Annotated in this window: 11 protein-coding genes; 8 read left to right on the top strand and 3 right to left on the bottom strand. The window is 70.4% G+C overall.

What is annotated here, in order from left to right; translation table 11 throughout:
• The first annotated feature begins 180 nt into the window (after positions 1-180).
• The 6 genes from ACX9TP_RS20565 (at position 181) to ACX9TP_RS20540 (ending at position 8,109) form a co-directional block, all read left to right on the top strand.
• On the top strand, positions 181-1,065 hold the full coding sequence (locus ACX9TP_RS20565) for a hypothetical protein (protein WP_482981417.1): 885 nt from the start codon (positions 181-183) through the stop codon (positions 1,063-1,065).
• 8 nt (positions 1,066-1,073) lie between these two features.
• Positions 1,074-1,760, top strand: a complete 687-nt coding sequence (locus tag ACX9TP_RS20560) for an SGNH/GDSL hydrolase family protein (protein WP_482981416.1) — start codon at positions 1,074-1,076, stop codon at positions 1,758-1,760.
• 120 nt (positions 1,761-1,880) lie between these two features.
• Positions 1,881-3,119 (top strand): hypothetical protein, encoded by a 1,239-nt coding sequence (locus ACX9TP_RS20555; protein ID WP_482981415.1) that lies wholly within the window; start codon positions 1,881-1,883, stop codon positions 3,117-3,119.
• A gap of 121 nt (positions 3,120-3,240) precedes the next feature.
• Positions 3,241-4,809, top strand: coding sequence for a protein adenylyltransferase SelO (locus tag ACX9TP_RS20550; protein ID WP_482981414.1), 1,569 nt, complete (start codon positions 3,241-3,243; stop codon positions 4,807-4,809).
• Positions 4,810-4,836: 27 nt separating this feature from the next.
• Entirely contained in the window at positions 4,837-5,892 is a 1,056-nt protein-coding gene (locus tag ACX9TP_RS20545; RefSeq protein WP_482981413.1) for an iron-containing alcohol dehydrogenase family protein, read from the top strand.
• Between the two features lie 93 nt (positions 5,893-5,985).
• Positions 5,986-8,109 (top strand): methyl-accepting chemotaxis protein, encoded by a 2,124-nt coding sequence (locus tag ACX9TP_RS20540; protein ID WP_482981412.1) that lies wholly within the window; start codon positions 5,986-5,988, stop codon positions 8,107-8,109.
• 75 nt (positions 8,110-8,184) lie between these two features.
• On the opposite strand, the gene ACX9TP_RS20535 is transcribed toward ACX9TP_RS20540, so the two are convergent.
• Positions 8,185-9,279: an FHA domain-containing protein gene (locus ACX9TP_RS20535; RefSeq protein ID WP_482981411.1), complete on the bottom strand. Its 1,095-nt coding sequence runs from the start codon at positions 9,277-9,279 to the stop codon at positions 8,185-8,187.
• Positions 9,280-9,354: 75 nt separating this feature from the next.
• Entirely contained in the window at positions 9,355-11,664 is a 2,310-nt protein-coding gene (gene trxA / locus ACX9TP_RS20530; protein ID WP_482981410.1) for a thioredoxin, read from the bottom strand.
• A gap of 191 nt (positions 11,665-11,855) precedes the next feature.
• Between trxA and ACX9TP_RS20525 the strand changes: the two genes are divergently transcribed.
• The gene (locus ACX9TP_RS20525; RefSeq protein WP_482981409.1) at positions 11,856-13,298 is read left to right on the top strand and encodes a Kelch repeat-containing protein; all 1,443 of its coding nucleotides are present in this window, start codon (positions 11,856-11,858) and stop codon (positions 13,296-13,298) included.
• Between the two features lie 4 nt (positions 13,299-13,302).
• Here the strand turns inward: ACX9TP_RS20525 and uvrA are convergent, their stop codons facing one another.
• Entirely contained in the window at positions 13,303-15,855 is a 2,553-nt protein-coding gene (gene uvrA / locus ACX9TP_RS20520) for an excinuclease ABC subunit UvrA (RefSeq protein ID WP_482981408.1), read from the bottom strand.
• Positions 15,856-15,988: 133 nt separating this feature from the next.
• On the opposite strand from uvrA, the gene ACX9TP_RS20515 reads away from it, so the two are divergent.
• Complete coding sequence (locus ACX9TP_RS20515) at positions 15,989-16,507, top strand: hypothetical protein (protein ID WP_482981407.1); 519 nt, start codon at positions 15,989-15,991, stop codon at positions 16,505-16,507.
• Positions 16,508-16,540 lie beyond the last annotated feature (33 nt).

Here is a 16,540-nt window from a genome sequence, read left to right as displayed (position 1 = left end):
AGCCGTGCATGGCGCATGGGTGGGAACTCCGGGGGTGTGCAAGCAAGACGGCGAGGAGAGGAATTGAGCGGCGGAGTCGAATGAGCCCACCTGGATTCAACCGAGGTTCGGAGGTCCCGCCTGACTCCGCATCCCAGATTCGGCCCGAGGTCCGGGCGTCCTCTCAACCCTGGAGTCGAAATGCGCAGGTCTGCTTGGAGTTGGATGTTGTGGCTGGGCTGCGGCCTCGCGGCCGTCGGGTGCAGGCACTCAGGCGCTAGCGCCGGCCATGATGAATTCACCACCGCGCTGTTCGCCAAGGCAGCGGCGCCCGAAGGGACGCTGCGCTGGGAGGTCGTGGACCGCTTCCGGCTGGTGAGGGAGCCCGGTGGCACGCGAGAGCTCTTCTCGCGCTACGCGTCGTACTACGAGACCGTCATGGTGCAGCTCCACGACCAGGAGATGTTGGACACCTGGTGGGACCCCATCGCCGCGCGGTACCGCCCCGGCTACCTCACCGTCGACACATGGAAGGTGCGGCTGACGGCGCCGTTCCAGGGGGACTGTGAGTGGAGCGTCGCCGGAGCCGTCAAGACAGACGTCTGTGAGGGCCACGAGGTCGAGGTCGGAAAGGGCGAGACGCCGGTTCGGGTGCGGCAGGTCGCTGGCACATCCTCCGTGGAGGGGACCGTCCAGCAGCGGGACGTGCTCATCGCATCGCTGGGCGACTCGTATGCGTCCGGAGAGGGAGTGCCCGACGCACGGGCACGATGGTTCAAGTCCGCTGTCTGGATGGACAAGCGCTGCCATCGTTCCCTCTTCTCGGGGCCGGGGCTCGCGACGCTCATGTACGCGACGCTCAATCCCCATGTCTCGGTCACCCACCTGACCTTCGCCTGCTCGGGGGCGGAGGTGAAGACGGGCTTCCTCCAGCCCTACATGGGGGCTGACCCCGGGAAGCACCGGTTCCCCCTCCCTCCGCAAATCGAGGCGCTCCAGGCCGCGCTGGAGGATGCGGGGCGCACCCCGGACATCCTGACGCTCTCGGCGGAGGCAACGACATCGGCTTCGCCGCGGTCGTGCTGAAAGCGACGGTGAGCGACGAAACGAAGCTGAAGCAGACCATCCAGCGGCACGTTCCGGTGGGAGAGAAGTCCGTCCGCTCCATCCTGCCCCTGGTGCAGTGCGCCCTGAGCAACGCGGGCATCTCCTCCTCCCGAACCACCCTGCTGCTGACCGAGTACCCGAACCCCACGAACCTCCTCAGCGAGAAGCTCGCGCAGACGGACTCCGACGTGGTCAATGAATGTGGAGGCAAGGGCAATGGCACCATCTCGTTTCCTCCATCGCTCGTGAGCTGGATCACCAACGTCAAGAAGGAGGAACTGGCCCTCATCCAGCAGCGGGTCGCGGACCCGCTCAAGGCGCTGCTGGAGACGATGCGCTCCCGGCTCGACGCCCGGCTCGTCACCGGCATCGACGAGGACTTCCGCCAACACGGCTTCTGCGCTCCCGGCCTGAACCTGGCCACCGGGCACCTCCGGTGGGTCAACACGGTGCGGGACTCCCTCACCGTCACCGGCGGGCTGAGTGGGGCCATGCACCCCAACATCCGTGGGCAGGACTCGTACGCGCGACACCTGCTGGAGCGCATCATCGAAGCGGAGTGCCGCTCCGGGCGCATCTCGAAGGCGGCGCCCTTCCACGACTCGCTCTGCAACGGGACGGACTGGCAGAAGAACCTGCCCGGCTATCGCAAGACGCAGGCGCCGAGTCCCTGAGCCCGCCCGCCAGCCCCTCCGCCGGGAAGCCCTGCCGCCCCCGGGCGGCCACGCGGCAGGGTCCGCCGGTGGCGGCACTTCCCACCCCGTCCGGCCCGGGGGCGGTGTTAGAAGTGGCGCATGTCGACGCCCTTCCCCTCCGTCGCCTACCTCACCGACGTGGAGGGTCTCTGGAAGAAGCTGACCAGCTTCTGTCAGGACAACCCGCTCGTGTCCCTGGAGGACGGGGACCGCCTGGTGGTGCGCCCGGGCGTGACGTTCGTCTTCGGCGGAGACGCCATCGACCGGGGCCCCGACGGGCGGCGCGTGGTGCGCACGCTCCTGGAGGCCCGGCGCCGGCAGCCGTCCCAGGTGGTGCTGCTCGCGGGCAACCGAGACATCAACAAGCTCCGGCTGGTGCGCGAGCTGCGTGGCCACCCGCTCGCGCGGACGCCTCCCGAGGTGCGCAGCGCTCCCCGCCCCGTGCTCCTGCGGTGGATTTTCGAGAACACCATGGGCGCACGCGGCGCCTTCGAGTTCCGCAAGGCGGAGCTGACCCGCTCCGGCGACACCGTCAGCGACGAGGACGTCGTCGACAGCTTCCTGGAGGACCTCGGGCCCGGCGGCGCGCTGCGCGAGTACCTCACCGCCTGCCAGCTCACCCACCGCGTGGGCAACACGCTCTTCCTCCACGGCGGCCTGCACGAGGACAGCCTCGGCATGGTGCCCTCCCGGGAGCGCGTGGACGGCGTGGACGCCTGGGGCGAGGCCCTCAACGCGTGGTACCGCGAGCAGCTCGCGGCCTTCGCGGAGGAGCGCTTCGACGCGGACGGCAGGCCCGCCTGGGAGCCGGTCATCGCCTACCAGGCGCCCACGCCGGGAAGGCGCATCAACACCGCCAGCGTCGTGTACGGGCGCATGGCCAACGAGCTCAACCACCCCGGCCTGCCCTCCCCCGAGCTCATCCAGACGCTCACCCGCGCGGGCATCCACCGGCTCGTGGTGGGGCACACGCCCAGCGGTGACTGCCCCTCGCTGCTGCGCGACGACACCTTCGAGCTCCTCCTCGCGGACAACTCCTATGGACGGGTGGAGGGCGCCTCGCGCGTCCTCCTCGGCGATGACCGCGTCCTCGTGGAGGGCGACGTGAAGCTGGACGATGGACGACTGGAGCGGCTCCGCTTCGAGCAGGCGCTCGGCGACACCGCGAGCCCCATCGGCCGGCAGCTCCTGGACACCGGGCAGCTGGTGAAGGGGCCGCTGCAGAGCGGAGAGTGGCTGCTGTTCCGCGCGCTCCCGGAGTTCCGCGTCGAGCAGCTCGCGGTGGATCCGAGCACCCTCTCCGGACGGGCGCTGGGCCCCGCGCGCGCCGCGCCCTGAGCGCCACAGGGCCGCCGTCCAGGCGCCAGGCCGCCTGTCAGTTGGGGGTGCGAGCGGCGGATGGGCGGTGTTAGAGCCGTCCCGCCACGCACCACGCCGCCCGCTCCAGCATCCAAGACACATGCCCCAGTTCCTCTCCCGCTTCGTCGAATCCACCCCCGGGGACCCGCTCAGCGACCGCCGCCCGAGGCAGGTGCACAGCGCGCTCTGGTCCCGGGTCGAGCCGACGCCCGTGTCCGCGCCCCGGATGATTGCCTGGTCGCCCGAGGTGGCACGGATGCTGGGACTGGACGACGCCACGCTCCAGTCCCCCGAGGCGGTGAAGGTGCTCGCCGGCAACGCGCTCTGGCCCGGCATGGTGCCGTACGCCGCCAACTACGGCGGACATCAGTTCGGCCGCTGGGCCGGGCAGCTCGGGGATGGCCGCGCCATCGTCCTCGGTGAGCTGCTGACGCCGGACGGCACGCGCCAGGAGTTGCAGCTCAAGGGCGCGGGGCCCACGCCCTACTCCCGCCGCGCGGACGGCCGCGCGGTGCTCCGCTCGTCCATCCGCGAGTTCCTCTGCAGCGAGGCGATGCACCACCTGGGCGTGCCCACCACCCGCGCGCTGTCGCTGGTGGCCACCGGTGACTCCGTCATCCGGGACATGTTCTACGACGGCAACCCCGAGGCCGAGCCCGGCGCCATCGTCTGCCGCGTCGCCCCCACCTTCCTGCGCTTCGGCAACTTCGAGCTGCCCACGAGCCGGGAAGACGTGGGGCTGTTGAAGCAGCTGGCGGACTACACGGTGACGCACTTCTTCCCGGAGCTCGGCGCGCCGTCGAAGGCGACGTACGAGGCCTTCTACGGAGAGGTCGCACGCCGCACGGCGAGGCTCATCGCGCACTGGCAGGCCGTCGGCTTCGTCCACGGCGTGATGAACACCGACAACATGTCCATCCTCGGGCTCACCATCGACTACGGCCCCTATGGCTGGGTGGACGACTTCAACCCTGGCTGGACGCCCAACACCACGGACGCGGAGCAGCGCCGCTACCGGTTCGGCAACCAGCCCGCCATCGGCCTGTGGAACGTGCAGCGGCTGGGCGCGGCGCTGTTCCCTCTCTTCGAGGACGACGAGTCCGTCATCGAAGCGGGCCTGCTCGAATACCAGCGCACCTTCGAGGCGGAGGCCGGGCAGCGCTTCGCCGCGAAGCTGGGGCTGTCCTCCCTGAAGGACGAGGCGGATGTCACGCTCGTGAATCAGTGCTTCGCGTGGCTCGCGGAGGAGGAGACGGACATGACGCGCTTCTTCCGCGCCCTCTCCTCCGTCGTGACGATGCCCCAGGCGCCCACGGGTCTGCCTCCGGTCGTGCGCGAGACGTTCTACGGCGAGGTGCCCGAGGCGCACGTGGCGAAGGGCGTGGAGTGGCTCGCGGCCTGGTGGCACCGCACGCGGCGCGAGGACGCCCCCCCGGCGGAGCTGGCGCGGCGCCTGGACGCGGTGAATCCGAAGTACGTCCTGCGCAACTGGCTCGCCCAGGAGGCCATCGACGCCGCGCACGCGGGGGACGACTCCAAGGTCCTCACGCTGCTCGACGTGATGCGACGTCCCTTCGAGGACCAGCCCGGGCGCGAGCACTACGCGGAGAAGCGTCCGGACTGGGCGCGCTCGAAGCCGGGGTGCTCGGCGCTCTCGTGCAGCTCGTAGCCGGCGTGCCATGCTCGGCGGGCCCCCATGCCCGCCCACACATCCCCCCTCTCCATCCCCGAGCTCGTGCGCATCAAACCCGGCGCGCTGGACAGGCTCGGCGTCTACCTGGCCCGGGCCGGCTACCGGCGCGTCGTCCTGCTGGTGAGCGCCGGGCTGCAAGGCGCGCTGGAGCAGCGCCTGGGCGCGGGCCTCGCGCGCGAAGGCATCACCGTCCTGCGCCGTGAGGACGTGGACGAGGCGAGCTTCGAGCAGGCCACCGCGCTGTTCGCCGGCCTGCCCTCAGGCTGCAATGCCCTGGTGGGCTTCGGCGGTGGCCGGGCCCTGGACGTCGCCAAGTACGTGGCCTTCCTCGCGGGCCTGCCGTACCTCGCGGTGCCGACCTCCCTGTCGAACGACGGCTTCTGCAGCCCCCAGTCGAGCCTCACGCAGGGAGGCCACCGGCGCTCGCTGCGCGCGGCGATGCCTTCGGGCGTCGTCGTGGACACGGACGTCTGCCTCCAGGCGCCAGCGCCCTTGTGGTGGTCCGGCGTGGGCGACCTCGTCGCGAAGGTGACGGCCATCGCCGACTGGAAGCGGGCATTCCATGCCCGGGGCACGCCGGTGAATGACTTCGCGGCCCTGCTCTCGGACGCCACCGTCTTCCAATTCATGGCGAGGCCCGTGAAGGACCTGGAGGGCGTCCGCCTCCTGGCCACGGCCCTCATGCTCAACGGGGTGGCCATGGAGGTGAGCGGCTCGTCGCGTCCGGCGAGCGGCAGTGAGCACCTGCTGTCCCATGCGCTCGACGCGGTGTCGGCGCGCCCCCGACTCCACGGGTTGCAGGTGGGCGTGGCGACCTATATCGTCAGCCGGCTGCAAGGCCAGGGAACGGAGCGGGTCGCTTCCGTCCTGGAGGCCACGGGTTTCTGGAAAGGCATTCGCGCGGACCCCTTCTCCCGCAAGGAGTGGCTCGACGCGGTGCGCCTCGCTCCGTCGCTCAAAGAAGACTTCTATACCGTGCTCTCGTCACGGGATTGTGCCTCCCAGGTCCAGGAAATCCTGGAAAACGACACGGTATTGGAAGGCTGCTTTGGGGACTGAGGGGGGGAATGTATGCAAACCTATCCCAAGATTCTCAGGTGGCGGGGAAGACCCATTTACAGAAGTACCCCTGGGAGTCGAGCATTGGACAAAATGGATTCGCCCCGCTCGTTTCGCCGGCTCGCGCACTTCGTCGCGCTGGGCGCCGCGCTGTTCCTGGTGTTTGCCCTTCCTTCCGTCGCCCAGGCCACCGAGGCAGGCGGCCCCGTCCCCGTGGTCGAAGGGTGGCGCTTCCGCTGGGGCGACTCGCCCATGGGTGCGGATGGCGTTCCCACCTGGGTGAAGGACCCGGGCGCGCTGGAGGCATGGCGCCCGACGCCGGCGCTGACGGAAGTCCCGGGCCGTGGCGACCACACGTTCCTGTGGCTGCGCATCCCGGTGCCCGACGGCGGCTGGGCCGAGCCCGCGCTCTTCCTGGGCGAGGTGTCCAGCGCCGTCGAGGTGTACGCGGACGGCCGGCGCATCTATGCGAGCGGCAAGATGAGCCGCTCCGGCCGCGAAGTCGCTGAGAACCTCGCCTGGCACCTGGTGCCGCTGCCGCGCGAGGTGCTCGGGAAGGAAGTGCTGCTGCGCATCCAGTCCAGCGCGCCCAAGATCGGTGCGACCCAGGACGCGAAGGTGGGCTCGCGCCATGAATTGCTCGCCACCGTCACGCGCGAAGGCCAGGCGCCCTTCGTCATGGGCGTCCTCCTGCTCGCCGTGTCCATCGGGGCGGGCGGGGCCTTCGCATTGCACTGGCGGCGGCGGATGCTCGCGGGGCTGGCCGTCTTCTCCGCCAGCGGCGGCACGATCCTGCTGGCATTGAGCGGCCTGCCCATGGCGCTCTGGGCGATGCCCGTCGCCGCGACGCGGGGCATGCTCCTGGGCATCTTCCTGCTGGCGGCCGGCCTGATGGCCTTCGTCTCGGATGCGCTGCTCGAGAACCGGCTGCGGTGGTTCTTCAAGCTCTCGGTGGTCTTCTCCGTCGTCTCCGCCGTGTGCGCCTTCGCGGCGCTCGTCGACCTGGGGCTCGGCCATCGGGTGCTGGTGCCGTTCATGCCCGTCGCGCTGCTGATGCTGCTGGTGAGCTTCGGCGTCGCGGTGCTCGAGGCGTGGCGTGGCAACCCCGACGCCCGCCTCTTCGTCTCCGGCTTGTGCGTCCTCGTCGTGGCGCTCATCGTCACCGTGCTGCCGGTGCTCGGGGTGATGGAGAAGTCGCTCGGCAACGTCTCGCACTGGGGTTACCTCGCGCTGACGCTGTCGCTCATCGCGGTGGTGGTGCGCCGCTCCATGGAGGTGGTCCGCGCGCTGGAGACGCACACCCGTCAGCTCGAGGAGCGCCAGCAGGAAGTCCGGACGCTGGCCGAGCGCATGGGCAGTGGCGCCGGTGAGCTGGCCACCGTGGTGCAGCAGCTGCGCTCGTCGAGCGACCAGCAGACGGAGGGCGTCAGCCGGCAGGCCGTCGCGCTGCAGGAGGCGGAGCAGACGGTGAAGGAGATCCGCCGCAGCTCGCAGATGACGGCGGAGAAGGCCGGCGCGCTGGCGGAGGCGTCCGAGAACGCCGAGCAGGTGGGACGCGAGGGCATGGAGGCCCTGGAGCGCACGCTGACGGACCTCGCGGCCATCCGCTCCGAGGTGTCCGAGATGGCGCGGCGCATCCTCGCGCTGGATGACCAGACGCGCGAGGTCTCCAGCATCGTGGAGTCCGTGAAGGACCTGGCGGACCAGTCCAACATGCTGGCCATCAACGCCGCCATCGAAGCGGCGCGCAGCGGTGAGAGCGGCAAGGGCTTCGGCGTGGTGGCGCGGGAGATGCGCGGCCTCGCGGACCAGTCCATCCGGGCCACGCACCGCATCCGCGAGGTGCTCGACGGCGTGAGCACCAGCATGCGTGAGGCCGCGCGCAACAGCGAGAAGGGTGACGAGCGCGTCCGGCAGAGCCTCGACGCCGTGCGGACCTCGAGCGCCCAGTTCCAGCAGCTGGCCGTGCTCATCGCGGACACCAGCTCCAGCGTGCGGCAGATCTCCGCCGCCGTCAGCGCGCAGGACGCCGGCACGCACCAGATGGCCACGGCCATCCAGGAGCTGTCCGGACAGATGCAGCGCACGCTGAAGACGGTGCAGGAGACCCAGGAGGCCACCCGCTCCGTCCAGGGGCTGGCGGAGAGCATGTCGGGCATGGCGAAGCAGACGCTCCGGGCCGACGGGGCGACCGCTCCCGCGGCCCCGGCGCACTGAAGCCGGCGTCACGCCCGACGGCCGGGTGCTCCACACGCGGGCACCCGGCGCGAGGCCGGGTGCTCCACACGGCCTTCACCCGAGGGTGAAGGTCACCCGGATTCCGCCGAGCAGGTACTCGTCCCCGTCCGAGACGAGGCGGCGGCTGATGCGGGTGTTGTCGAACCACGTGCCGTTCGACGACGTGAGGTCTTCGATGAAGTACTCCGCGCCCTCTTTCAGTACCGCGGCGTGCTCGCGGGAGACGCGCGCGGACTTCACCACCAGGTCGCAGTGTGCCCCACGGCCGATGATGAAGCGCTCGCGGGAGACCCGCACCGGCTCGCTTTCGTCGAGCCGGATGTGGAGCGGCACACCTGACGTCGTCGGGACGATGATGGTGGTCTCCACGGGAGCGGGCGACTTCGGCGTTGGCGCCATTGCCCCGCTTGCGGCGGCCACGCCCCTTGCGGCAGCCGGGCGCGCATCGTCGGCCTCGTTCTCGTCGTCCGAGGCGTCTTCGTCGTCCGAGGCGTCTTCGTCGTCCGAGGCGTCTTCGTCGTCCGAGGCGTCTTCGTCGTCCGAGGCGTCTTCGTCGTCCGAAGCCTTCTCGTCGTCCGAAGCTTCTTCCTCGTCAGAAGCCTTTTCGTCGTCCGCGTCGTCGTCGTCCGCGTCGTCGTCCGAAGCCGCTTCGTCGTCCGCGTCGTCATCGTCCGCGTCATCATCCGAAGCCGCCTCGTCGTCCGAAGCCTCCTCATCGTCCGACTCTTCAGCCTCGGTGCGGAGCCGCTCGTCCAAGGGCTCAACCAGGCGATCGACGTCCGCGATGATGTCGCGCATGCGCGCCACGACGCCCTGCCGAAGAGCCGCCACGTCCACCTGGGGGCTCTGAGAAGCAGGCTTCTCGTCGGTCGGCTCCGCTGCGTCCGGAGCCTCACTCGCGGCCCCACCCCCCATTGCGAGCACCGTGGGCGGGCCCCCGGTGTCGGCGTCCTCCGCGAGGTCGCGGCGGGGCTCCGCCACGTCCACGCGAGGGCGCTCCTCGCGCGGCTTCTCCACCGGCTGCGCGGCCGGAGCAGATGCAGCCGTAGCCCCATCCAGCAGACTGACCTGCGTCGGCGTGATGAAGCCGAACTGTCGAGCCAGCGAGAAGATGGCCTGGTTGAGCAGGACGTCGCGGTCCACGCCCATCTCACGGCTCATCGTCTCCAGAGCGGTCCATAGCGGATCCGAAACAGCGACCGTGCGGGAAGTGCGATTCATGGCTCAGCTCCCCCTCAGGTTGTCCTGCCAGGGCGACACGTTGGACGGGTTGATCAGCCACAGGAACATCGCCTGCATGTCGGCGTACTGCTGCTCGGCGATGCCCACGAGGTTGGGATGGAGCTCGTCGATGTCCACTCCCTCGAATACGAACCCCGGTGAGTTCGACATCTTCGCCCCCCGCCCGCCCGTCACGCGGATGTCCCGGCTGCGCCACAGCCGCTGGCTGGCCATGCCCGCGGCGTGACCGAACTCGCCGGGCGGAGCCACCGCCTTCGGCATGACCACGGCGCGCTCGCCACAGGCCCACATCAGCCACGTCAGCGCATTCCAGTCCGCGCGAGCCGCACGGGCAAGGTCCGGCAGTCCCATCTCATGAAGGGGGAGCGTTTCATCGATGGAGATCGTCTCCCCCTCCTCGTCGTCGAACTCGTCCACGACCAATTCCATGGGCCCGCCCGGGAGCAGCGCGGACAGGTCCGGCGGCATCCACGGCAGGGACGCTCCGGGCTTGAAGCGCTTCAGCATCGCCTCGCGCACCATTTGCAACCGGGTGGCGTATTTCTGGACGATGCGCTGGATGGCGGTCAGCTCCTGCCCCGGGGCCTCGGGGAGGCCGTCATACGTCGAGTGGGGCTTCTCCTCCGCGGGCCAGAAATCGAGCCGGCGGTAGAGACACCGCGTGTACGCCTCCAGGAACTTCGCCGTCTTCGGCTCCGACGACGCCAGGCCCCTGGCATCCAGCTGCGCGTGCTGGTCGAGCCCCAGGTTGAGCAGGATGAGGCCCCGGGTGAACAGGTACTCCGTGCGCTCCGGGTGCAGCAGCAGGGCCGCGTGGATGAAGTCGAGCGCCGCGCGGGGACGGTCCTTCTGGTCCAGCAGCACCGCGTACCCCCGCAGCAGCATGCCCGCATCGCCTCCGCGCACGAGCGTATCGGCCATGGGGGCCCAGGAGTCCCCCGCCCCCTCCAGCGTCTGCCCCGCCACGGCCCGCGCGTTCTCCGGGGTGCGCGGCAGCGCCACCCGGGCCAGCAGCTCCGTCAGTCCCGTCACCCGCTGCTCACACGCCGCCGAGCGCGCCACCGCCAGCACCGCTTCACGGTACTTCTTCGCCTCGGCGCAGGTGGCGGCGTACTCCCGCCACTCGCTCGCCGGCCTGGGCAGGTTGGAGAAGACGGGCGAGTCGCGCAGCTCCTCCTCGCCCTGCGCCGCGCCCAGGTCTCGCGTCGTCACCACCTTGCCGTCCGCGTCGAGCAGCGACCAGACGCCCTTGGCCAGGTCGTCCTCGCACTCGCCCTGGTCGAAGGCGACGCGCGGGTCCTGGTACTCGTCCTCCGCGCGCGAGTGGAAACGGCCGGAGCGGCTGCCATGCACGTACTCGGCCTCCCAGACGAACTCGCCCTGGGCCGTCCAGAACCGGCACAGCCCATGGCGCTCCCCTTCCGCGTCCAATTGGACGTGGACCCACTGGCCCTCGTCCTCGCGGAACTCCGCCTCGGGGGGAACCGCCTTGGGGCGGTCGGGGTACGGCTCACCGGTGGTGGGCACCACGCGGCGGCCCTGGCCGTCGAAGTGCTGGATGCCGACGACGCGCCCCTGGTCGTAGACCATGACCGTCTTGCGCACCCCCTCCGAGACGCCGTTCTCGTGCATGCGCTCGGTGGTGAAGCCCTCGGTGGCGTGCCAGGTGCGCGGCCCGTGAAGCGCGCCCTTCACGAACTGGCCTTCCTGGGACACGCCGCCGCTCTCGTGGAAGCGCTTGAACGGGCCGTGCGGCTGGCCGTGCTCCATGTGGCACTCGTTGCAGAGCGTGCCGTCCGCGCGCCAGAACCGCCACGGGCCGTGCTTCTCGCCGGCCTCGTCGTGGCCGCCGTGGCCCCACTCCTGGTCGCCCTCGTCCCACCCGGCCTCGGCGGGGACGCCCGGCGGCGCGATGCCCTGCTCCGTCAGCCGCTTGTTCTCCTCCGCCCTCTTCACCTGCTCGGTGTCGAGCGCCTTCAGCGACTGCACCAGCGACTCCAGGCGCGCCCGGGGCAGCGCGCCGCTGGAGCGGTGGACGACGACGCCGTCCTTGAAGCCGATGAGGGTGGGAATCGACTGGACGTCGAACCGGCCTCCGAGGTCCGGGTGCGCCTCGGTGTCCACCTTGCCGAAGACGACGTCCGGATGCGCCGTCGCGACGGCCTCGTAGGTGGGTGCGAAGGCCCGGCAGGGTCCGCACCAGGCTGCCCAGAAGTCCACCAGCACCAGTCCCGACTTGTTCGTGGTCTGCTGGAAGTTCTCTTCCGTCAGCTCAAGGGTGTGCTCGCTCAAGGTGGCTCCTCTGACGTGGAAGCCGCCGCTTCTAGTGGAAGCCCCGGCGACAGGCCAGACGCAACCCACGCTGAACACACCGGCCCGCACCTCGAAATCTCGGAGTGCGAGAGACTGATAGGTGGGCGATAGTGGTGGCACTGGGCATCTACAGGCCGGGTACGTGCCCCCAACGAAGCCAGGGGGGAGCCGTGAAGCATCAACTGCGACTGCTGTGCGTGGTGGGATTCCTCGTCGGGTCGACGGGCTGTGACGACCCGGAGGAGAACCTTTCCATCGTCGAGACCCGGCAGAGTGCCTCCTCCGTCGCGCCCGGAGGCACCGTCGACTTCGCCGTCAACGTCCGGAACCCGGAAGACTCGGCGCTGCACTTCGAATGGCAGGCGGAGCTCGGCATCCTGGGTGCCTCGGAGGAGTTCGCGACGACGAGCGAGGTCACCTGGACAGCGCCGCCCTGCCTGCCGCCGGGCAGCACCTCGCCCATCGGGGTGGAAGTCACGGTCCGTGATGACCTGGGCCATGAGGCGAGCACGCGCTTCCAGGTGTCGGGGCTCTCCGAATGCCGTGGGTGGAGCTCCGCGGGGCTCATGGTCTCCGGCCGCCGCGAGCACACGTCGACGTTGCTGCCGTCGGGCAGGGTCCTGGTCACAGGGGGACAGCCCACCGTTCCGACCACGGCGGAGCTGTATGACCCCCAGCGCGGAACGTGGGCGGCCACCGGCAACCTGAACGCGGTCCATGCCAGGGGACACACGGCGACGCTGCTGCCCTCGGGCAAGGTGCTCGTCACGGGCGGCTCATGCCAGTGCGACACGGGCATCGGGGCCACGGCGGAGGTGTACGACCCGCAGACGGAGACCTGGACGGCAACGGGCGCCATGAGCTCGCCGCGCGCCCATCACACGGCGACGCTGCTGCCCTCGGGAAAGGTGCTGGTGACGGGCGGGGACGGCGCTTCCTCCTCCCTGGCCACGGCGGAGCTGTACGACCCGCGGACGGGCGCCTGGAGCGCGACGGGCAGCATGGCCGCGGCACGCAGCGGCGCCCGCGCCCTCCTGCTTCCCTCGGGAAAGGTGCTGGTCGCTGGCGGCGACAACAAGGTCTCAGGCGGGGCCTCGCAGCCCCTGGCCACCGCCGAGCTCTATGACCCGGCGACGGGCACGTGGACGGCCACCGGCAGCCTGGCCTCCGCGCGCACCGGCCATACCGCGACGCTGCTGACGTCGGGCAAGGTGCTCGTCACGGGAGGGCGTACCGATACCCACGTGGGGCCGGGGCCCGAGACCGACCTGGCCACCGCGGAGGTGTACGAGCCGGGGACGGGCACGTGGACGGTGACCGGGGCCATGAGCACGCCGCGCGTCAACCATACGGCGACGGTGCTGCAGTCCGGCCGGGTGCTCGTGACGGCGGGGCGGCGGGCCGGTGACACCTCGACCGGCCACTACCCCTACGTGGACCTGGCCTCCGCGGAGGTGTACGACCCGGCGGTGGGCACGTGGACGGACGCCGGCACCATCCCCCTGGCCCGCCACCTCCACCAGTCGACGTTGCTGCCCTCGGGTCAGGTGCTGATTTCGGGAGGCAGCTGGCTCGACGGTTACGAGGACGAGGCGGACGTGTACTCCCCCTGACGGCTCACGCGACGACGCGCGCGAGGAACGGTGCCGTGCGGCTCCTGGATGACCGGGCGACCTCCGCGGGCGTGCCGGCGGCAACCACCTTGCCGCCCTCGTCGCCCGCGCCCGGGCCCATGTCGATGACCCAGTCGCTCTCCGCGATGACGCGCATGTCGTGCTCGACGAGGATGACGGTGTTGCCCGCCTCGACCAGGCCCTTCAGCTGCGTCATCAGCTTGTCCACGTCGGCGGGGTGCAGCCCCGTGGTGGGCTCGTCCAGGACGTAGAGCGTGTTGCCCCGCTGCGTCCGCTGCAGCTCGGTGGCGAGCTTGATGCGCTGGGCCTCGCCACCGGACAGCTCGGTGGCGGGCTGGCCCAGGCGCAGGTAGCCCAGGCCCACCTCGCGCAGGACGCCCAGGGAGCGCAGCACCTGCGGCTCGTCGGCGAAGAACTCGTAGGCCCCGTCGACCGTCATGCCCAGCACCTCGGCGATGTTCTTGCCCCGGTACTGAATCTCCAGCGTCTTCGCGTTGTAGCGGGCCCCGTGACACGTGGGGCACGGCGCGTAGACGCTGGGGAGGAAGAGCAGCTCGACGCTCACGAAGCCCTCGCCCTCGCACGTCTCGCAGCGGCCCTTGGCCACGTTGAAGGAGAAGCGTCCGACGTCGTAGTGCCGGGCCTTCGCGCCGGGTGTCGAGGCGAACAGCTTGCGGACACTGTCGAACAGGCCCGTGTACGTGGCCAGGTTGGAGCGCGGCGTGCGGCCGATGGGCTTCTGGTCCACGCGCACCAGACGCTTGATTCCCTCCATCCCCTCGGCAATCCGGCCGCCGGTGGTGAGCACCACGGTGCGCTCCAGCTCCTCGCCCTCCTCCTCGTCCGGCGGCACCTCATGGCCGAGCTGCTCGGCGACCAGCTCCACCAGGACCTGGCTGACGAGGCTGGACTTGCCCGAGCCGGAGACGCCCGTCACCGTGGTGAAGACGCCCAGCGGGAAGTCCACGTCGAGGGAGTGCAGGTTGTTGCGGGTGACGCCTTCGAGCCGGAGCCAGCCCCGGGGCGCGCGGGGCGCGTGGCGCAGGCGCAGGTCCGCGCCGAAGAGGTAGCGCCGCGTCTTGGACGCCTCCACGCGCTGGAGTCCTTCCAGCGGCCCGCTGTAGAGGATGCGTCCGCCCTTCTCGCCCGCCGCCGGGCCCACGTCGACAATCCAGTCGGCGTGCCGGATGACGTCCACCTCGTGCTCCACCACGAACAGCGAGTTGCCCGAGCCCTTGAGCTGATCCAGCGCCTTCAGCAGCGCCTCGGTGTCCGCCGGATGGAGGCCGGCGGAGGGCTCGTCGAGCACGTACACCACGCCGAACAGGTTGGAGCGCACCTGGGTGGCGAGCCGCAGCCGCTGCAGCTCCCCGGGCGACAGCGTCGGCGTGCTGCGCTCCAGTGAGAGGTAGCCCAGGCCCAGCTCGGTGAGGACGCTGATGCGCGCCAGCAAATCCTTCGCGATGCGCGCGGCGACCAGCGCCTGCTCCGGGTGCTCACGCGCCAGCTTCGCCGCCCCCGGGCCCGTGCCGTCCGCGGCGGGGCGCAGGATTTCCGCCACGCGCTTCAGCGGCAGTCGGGACAGCTCGCCGATGTCGAGCCCCGCGAAGGTGACGGACAGGGACTCGCGGCGCAGCCGCTTGCCCTGGCAGACGGAGCACTGGCCGCCCACCATGTACTGCGACACGCGCTTCTTCATCAGCGCGCTCTGCGTGGTGGCGAAGGTCTGCAGCACGTACTTCCGGGCGCCGGTGAAGGTGCCCATGTAGCTGGGTGGCTCCTTGCGCTTGAGGGCGCGGCGCGTCTCCGCCGGGGTGAAGCCCGCGTAGACGGGGACGGTGGGCTGCTCGTCCGTGAAGAGAATCCACTCGCGGTCCTTCTTCGGGAGGTCCCTCCAGGGCGTGTCCACGTCGTAGCCGAGCGTCACCAGGATGTCGCGCAGGTTCTGGCCGTGCCACGCGGGCGGCCACGCGGCGATGGCCCGCTCGCGGATGGTGAGCGAGTCGTCCGGCACCATGGACTTCTCGGTGACTTCGTACACGCGGCCCAGGCCGTGACAGTGGGGGCAGGCGCCCGCGGGCGTGTTGGGAGAGAACGCGTCCGAGTCGAGGTGCCGCTGGTGCGGTGGATACGTCCCCGCGCGCGAGTACAGCAGGCGCAGCGAGTTGGCGATGGTCGTCACGCTGCCCACCGACGAGCGGGACGTGGGCGAGCCCCGGTGCTGCTGGAGGGCCACCGCCGGGGGCAGGCCGTCGATGGAGTCGACCTCGGGGACGCCTGCCTGGTCGATGAGCCGCCTCGCGTAGGGCGCGACGGACTCGAAGTAGCGCCGCTGCGCCTCCGCGTAGAGCGTCCCGAAGGCCAGCGAGGACTTGCCCGAGCCGGAGACACCCGTGAAGACGACCAGCGCGTCCCGGGGAATCTCCACGTCGATGTTCTTCAGGTTGTGCTCGCGGGCACCCCGGACGCGGACGTAGCCCGTTCGCGTGTCGCCGGACGGCTCGTGAGGGTGGTGGGGGTCGCGGAGTTTGCGCATGCGCGGTCTGCTTGAGGGTGGTGTCGGCGAAAGCGAAGGAACAGGGGACGGCCGGGCGTCCGACCAGCAAGCAGGCAGGCCCGCACCTCTGGTAGATGGGCGCGGCTGTCCCACTTCTGACCGGAGTTTCCAGATGACCGCAGTCTCCAGCCGCGTGCTCGTGCTCGCCCTGATGCTCACCTCCACCAGCGCCCTCGCGGGGGAGCAGTGGGTGCAGGCGCGGGCCATCCTCAACTCGTGCGGCTACTTCAGCAACGCGCAGGTGGAGGTGACGCTCTCCTACCGCAACCAGGACCTGCCCTGGGGCACGTCCGTGTACCTCATCTACGGCTGGGGCGGCGGCACCACCACGACGTCGTTCGACTGGGCGCCGCAGCCGACCACCGTGCAGGCGCCCGCGACGGCCCCGTACCACTGGGGCACGAAGGTGACGTCCATCTTCCGGGCGCGGAGCTCGACGACGTACTCGAGCATCAACTACGTCTGGAAGGTCGTCCTCCCGGACGGCAGCGAGTTCTACGAGAAGGGCAACGGCTCCACGTACGGCTACTACGCCGCGGACTTCTCGGCGGTGCCCGTGCCGTGCGTGAATGACGGGCAGTTCATCGGCACCCCGCAGCCGCTGGCCATCACCACCGTCGTGAAGAACTGACGGAGTCTCCTCTCCCTTTCTCGGAGTGGCTGT

It is taken from the genome of Pyxidicoccus sp. M15, assembly GCF_056858435.1.
The sequence above is the reverse complement of the archived record's forward strand: the minus strand, read 5'-3'. Positions and strand labels throughout refer to the sequence as shown.

Excerpts from the sequence above, each read along its gene's own strand:
- ACX9TP_RS20565 (WP_482981417.1), top strand. The coding sequence starts at position 181 with ATGCGCAGGTCTGCTTGGAGTTGGATGTTGTGGCTGGGCTGCGGCCTC.
- ACX9TP_RS20555 (WP_482981415.1), top strand. The coding sequence starts at position 1,881 with ATGTCGACGCCCTTCCCCTCCGTCGCCTACCTCACCGACGTGGAGGGT.
- ACX9TP_RS20550 (WP_482981414.1), top strand. The coding sequence starts at position 3,241 with ATGCCCCAGTTCCTCTCCCGCTTCGTCGAATCCACCCCCGGGGACCCG.
- ACX9TP_RS20545 (WP_482981413.1), top strand. The coding sequence starts at position 4,837 with ATGCCCGCCCACACATCCCCCCTCTCCATCCCCGAGCTCGTGCGCATC.
- ACX9TP_RS20540 (WP_482981412.1), top strand. The coding sequence starts at position 5,986 with ATGGATTCGCCCCGCTCGTTTCGCCGGCTCGCGCACTTCGTCGCGCTG.
- ACX9TP_RS20535 (WP_482981411.1), bottom strand. The coding sequence starts at position 9,279 with ATGGGCGTGGACCGCGACGTCCTGCTCAACCAGGCCATCTTCTCGCTG.
- uvrA (WP_482981408.1), bottom strand. The coding sequence starts at position 15,855 with ATGCGCAAACTCCGCGACCCCCACCACCCTCACGAGCCGTCCGGCGAC.
- ACX9TP_RS20515 (WP_482981407.1), top strand. The coding sequence starts at position 15,989 with ATGACCGCAGTCTCCAGCCGCGTGCTCGTGCTCGCCCTGATGCTCACC.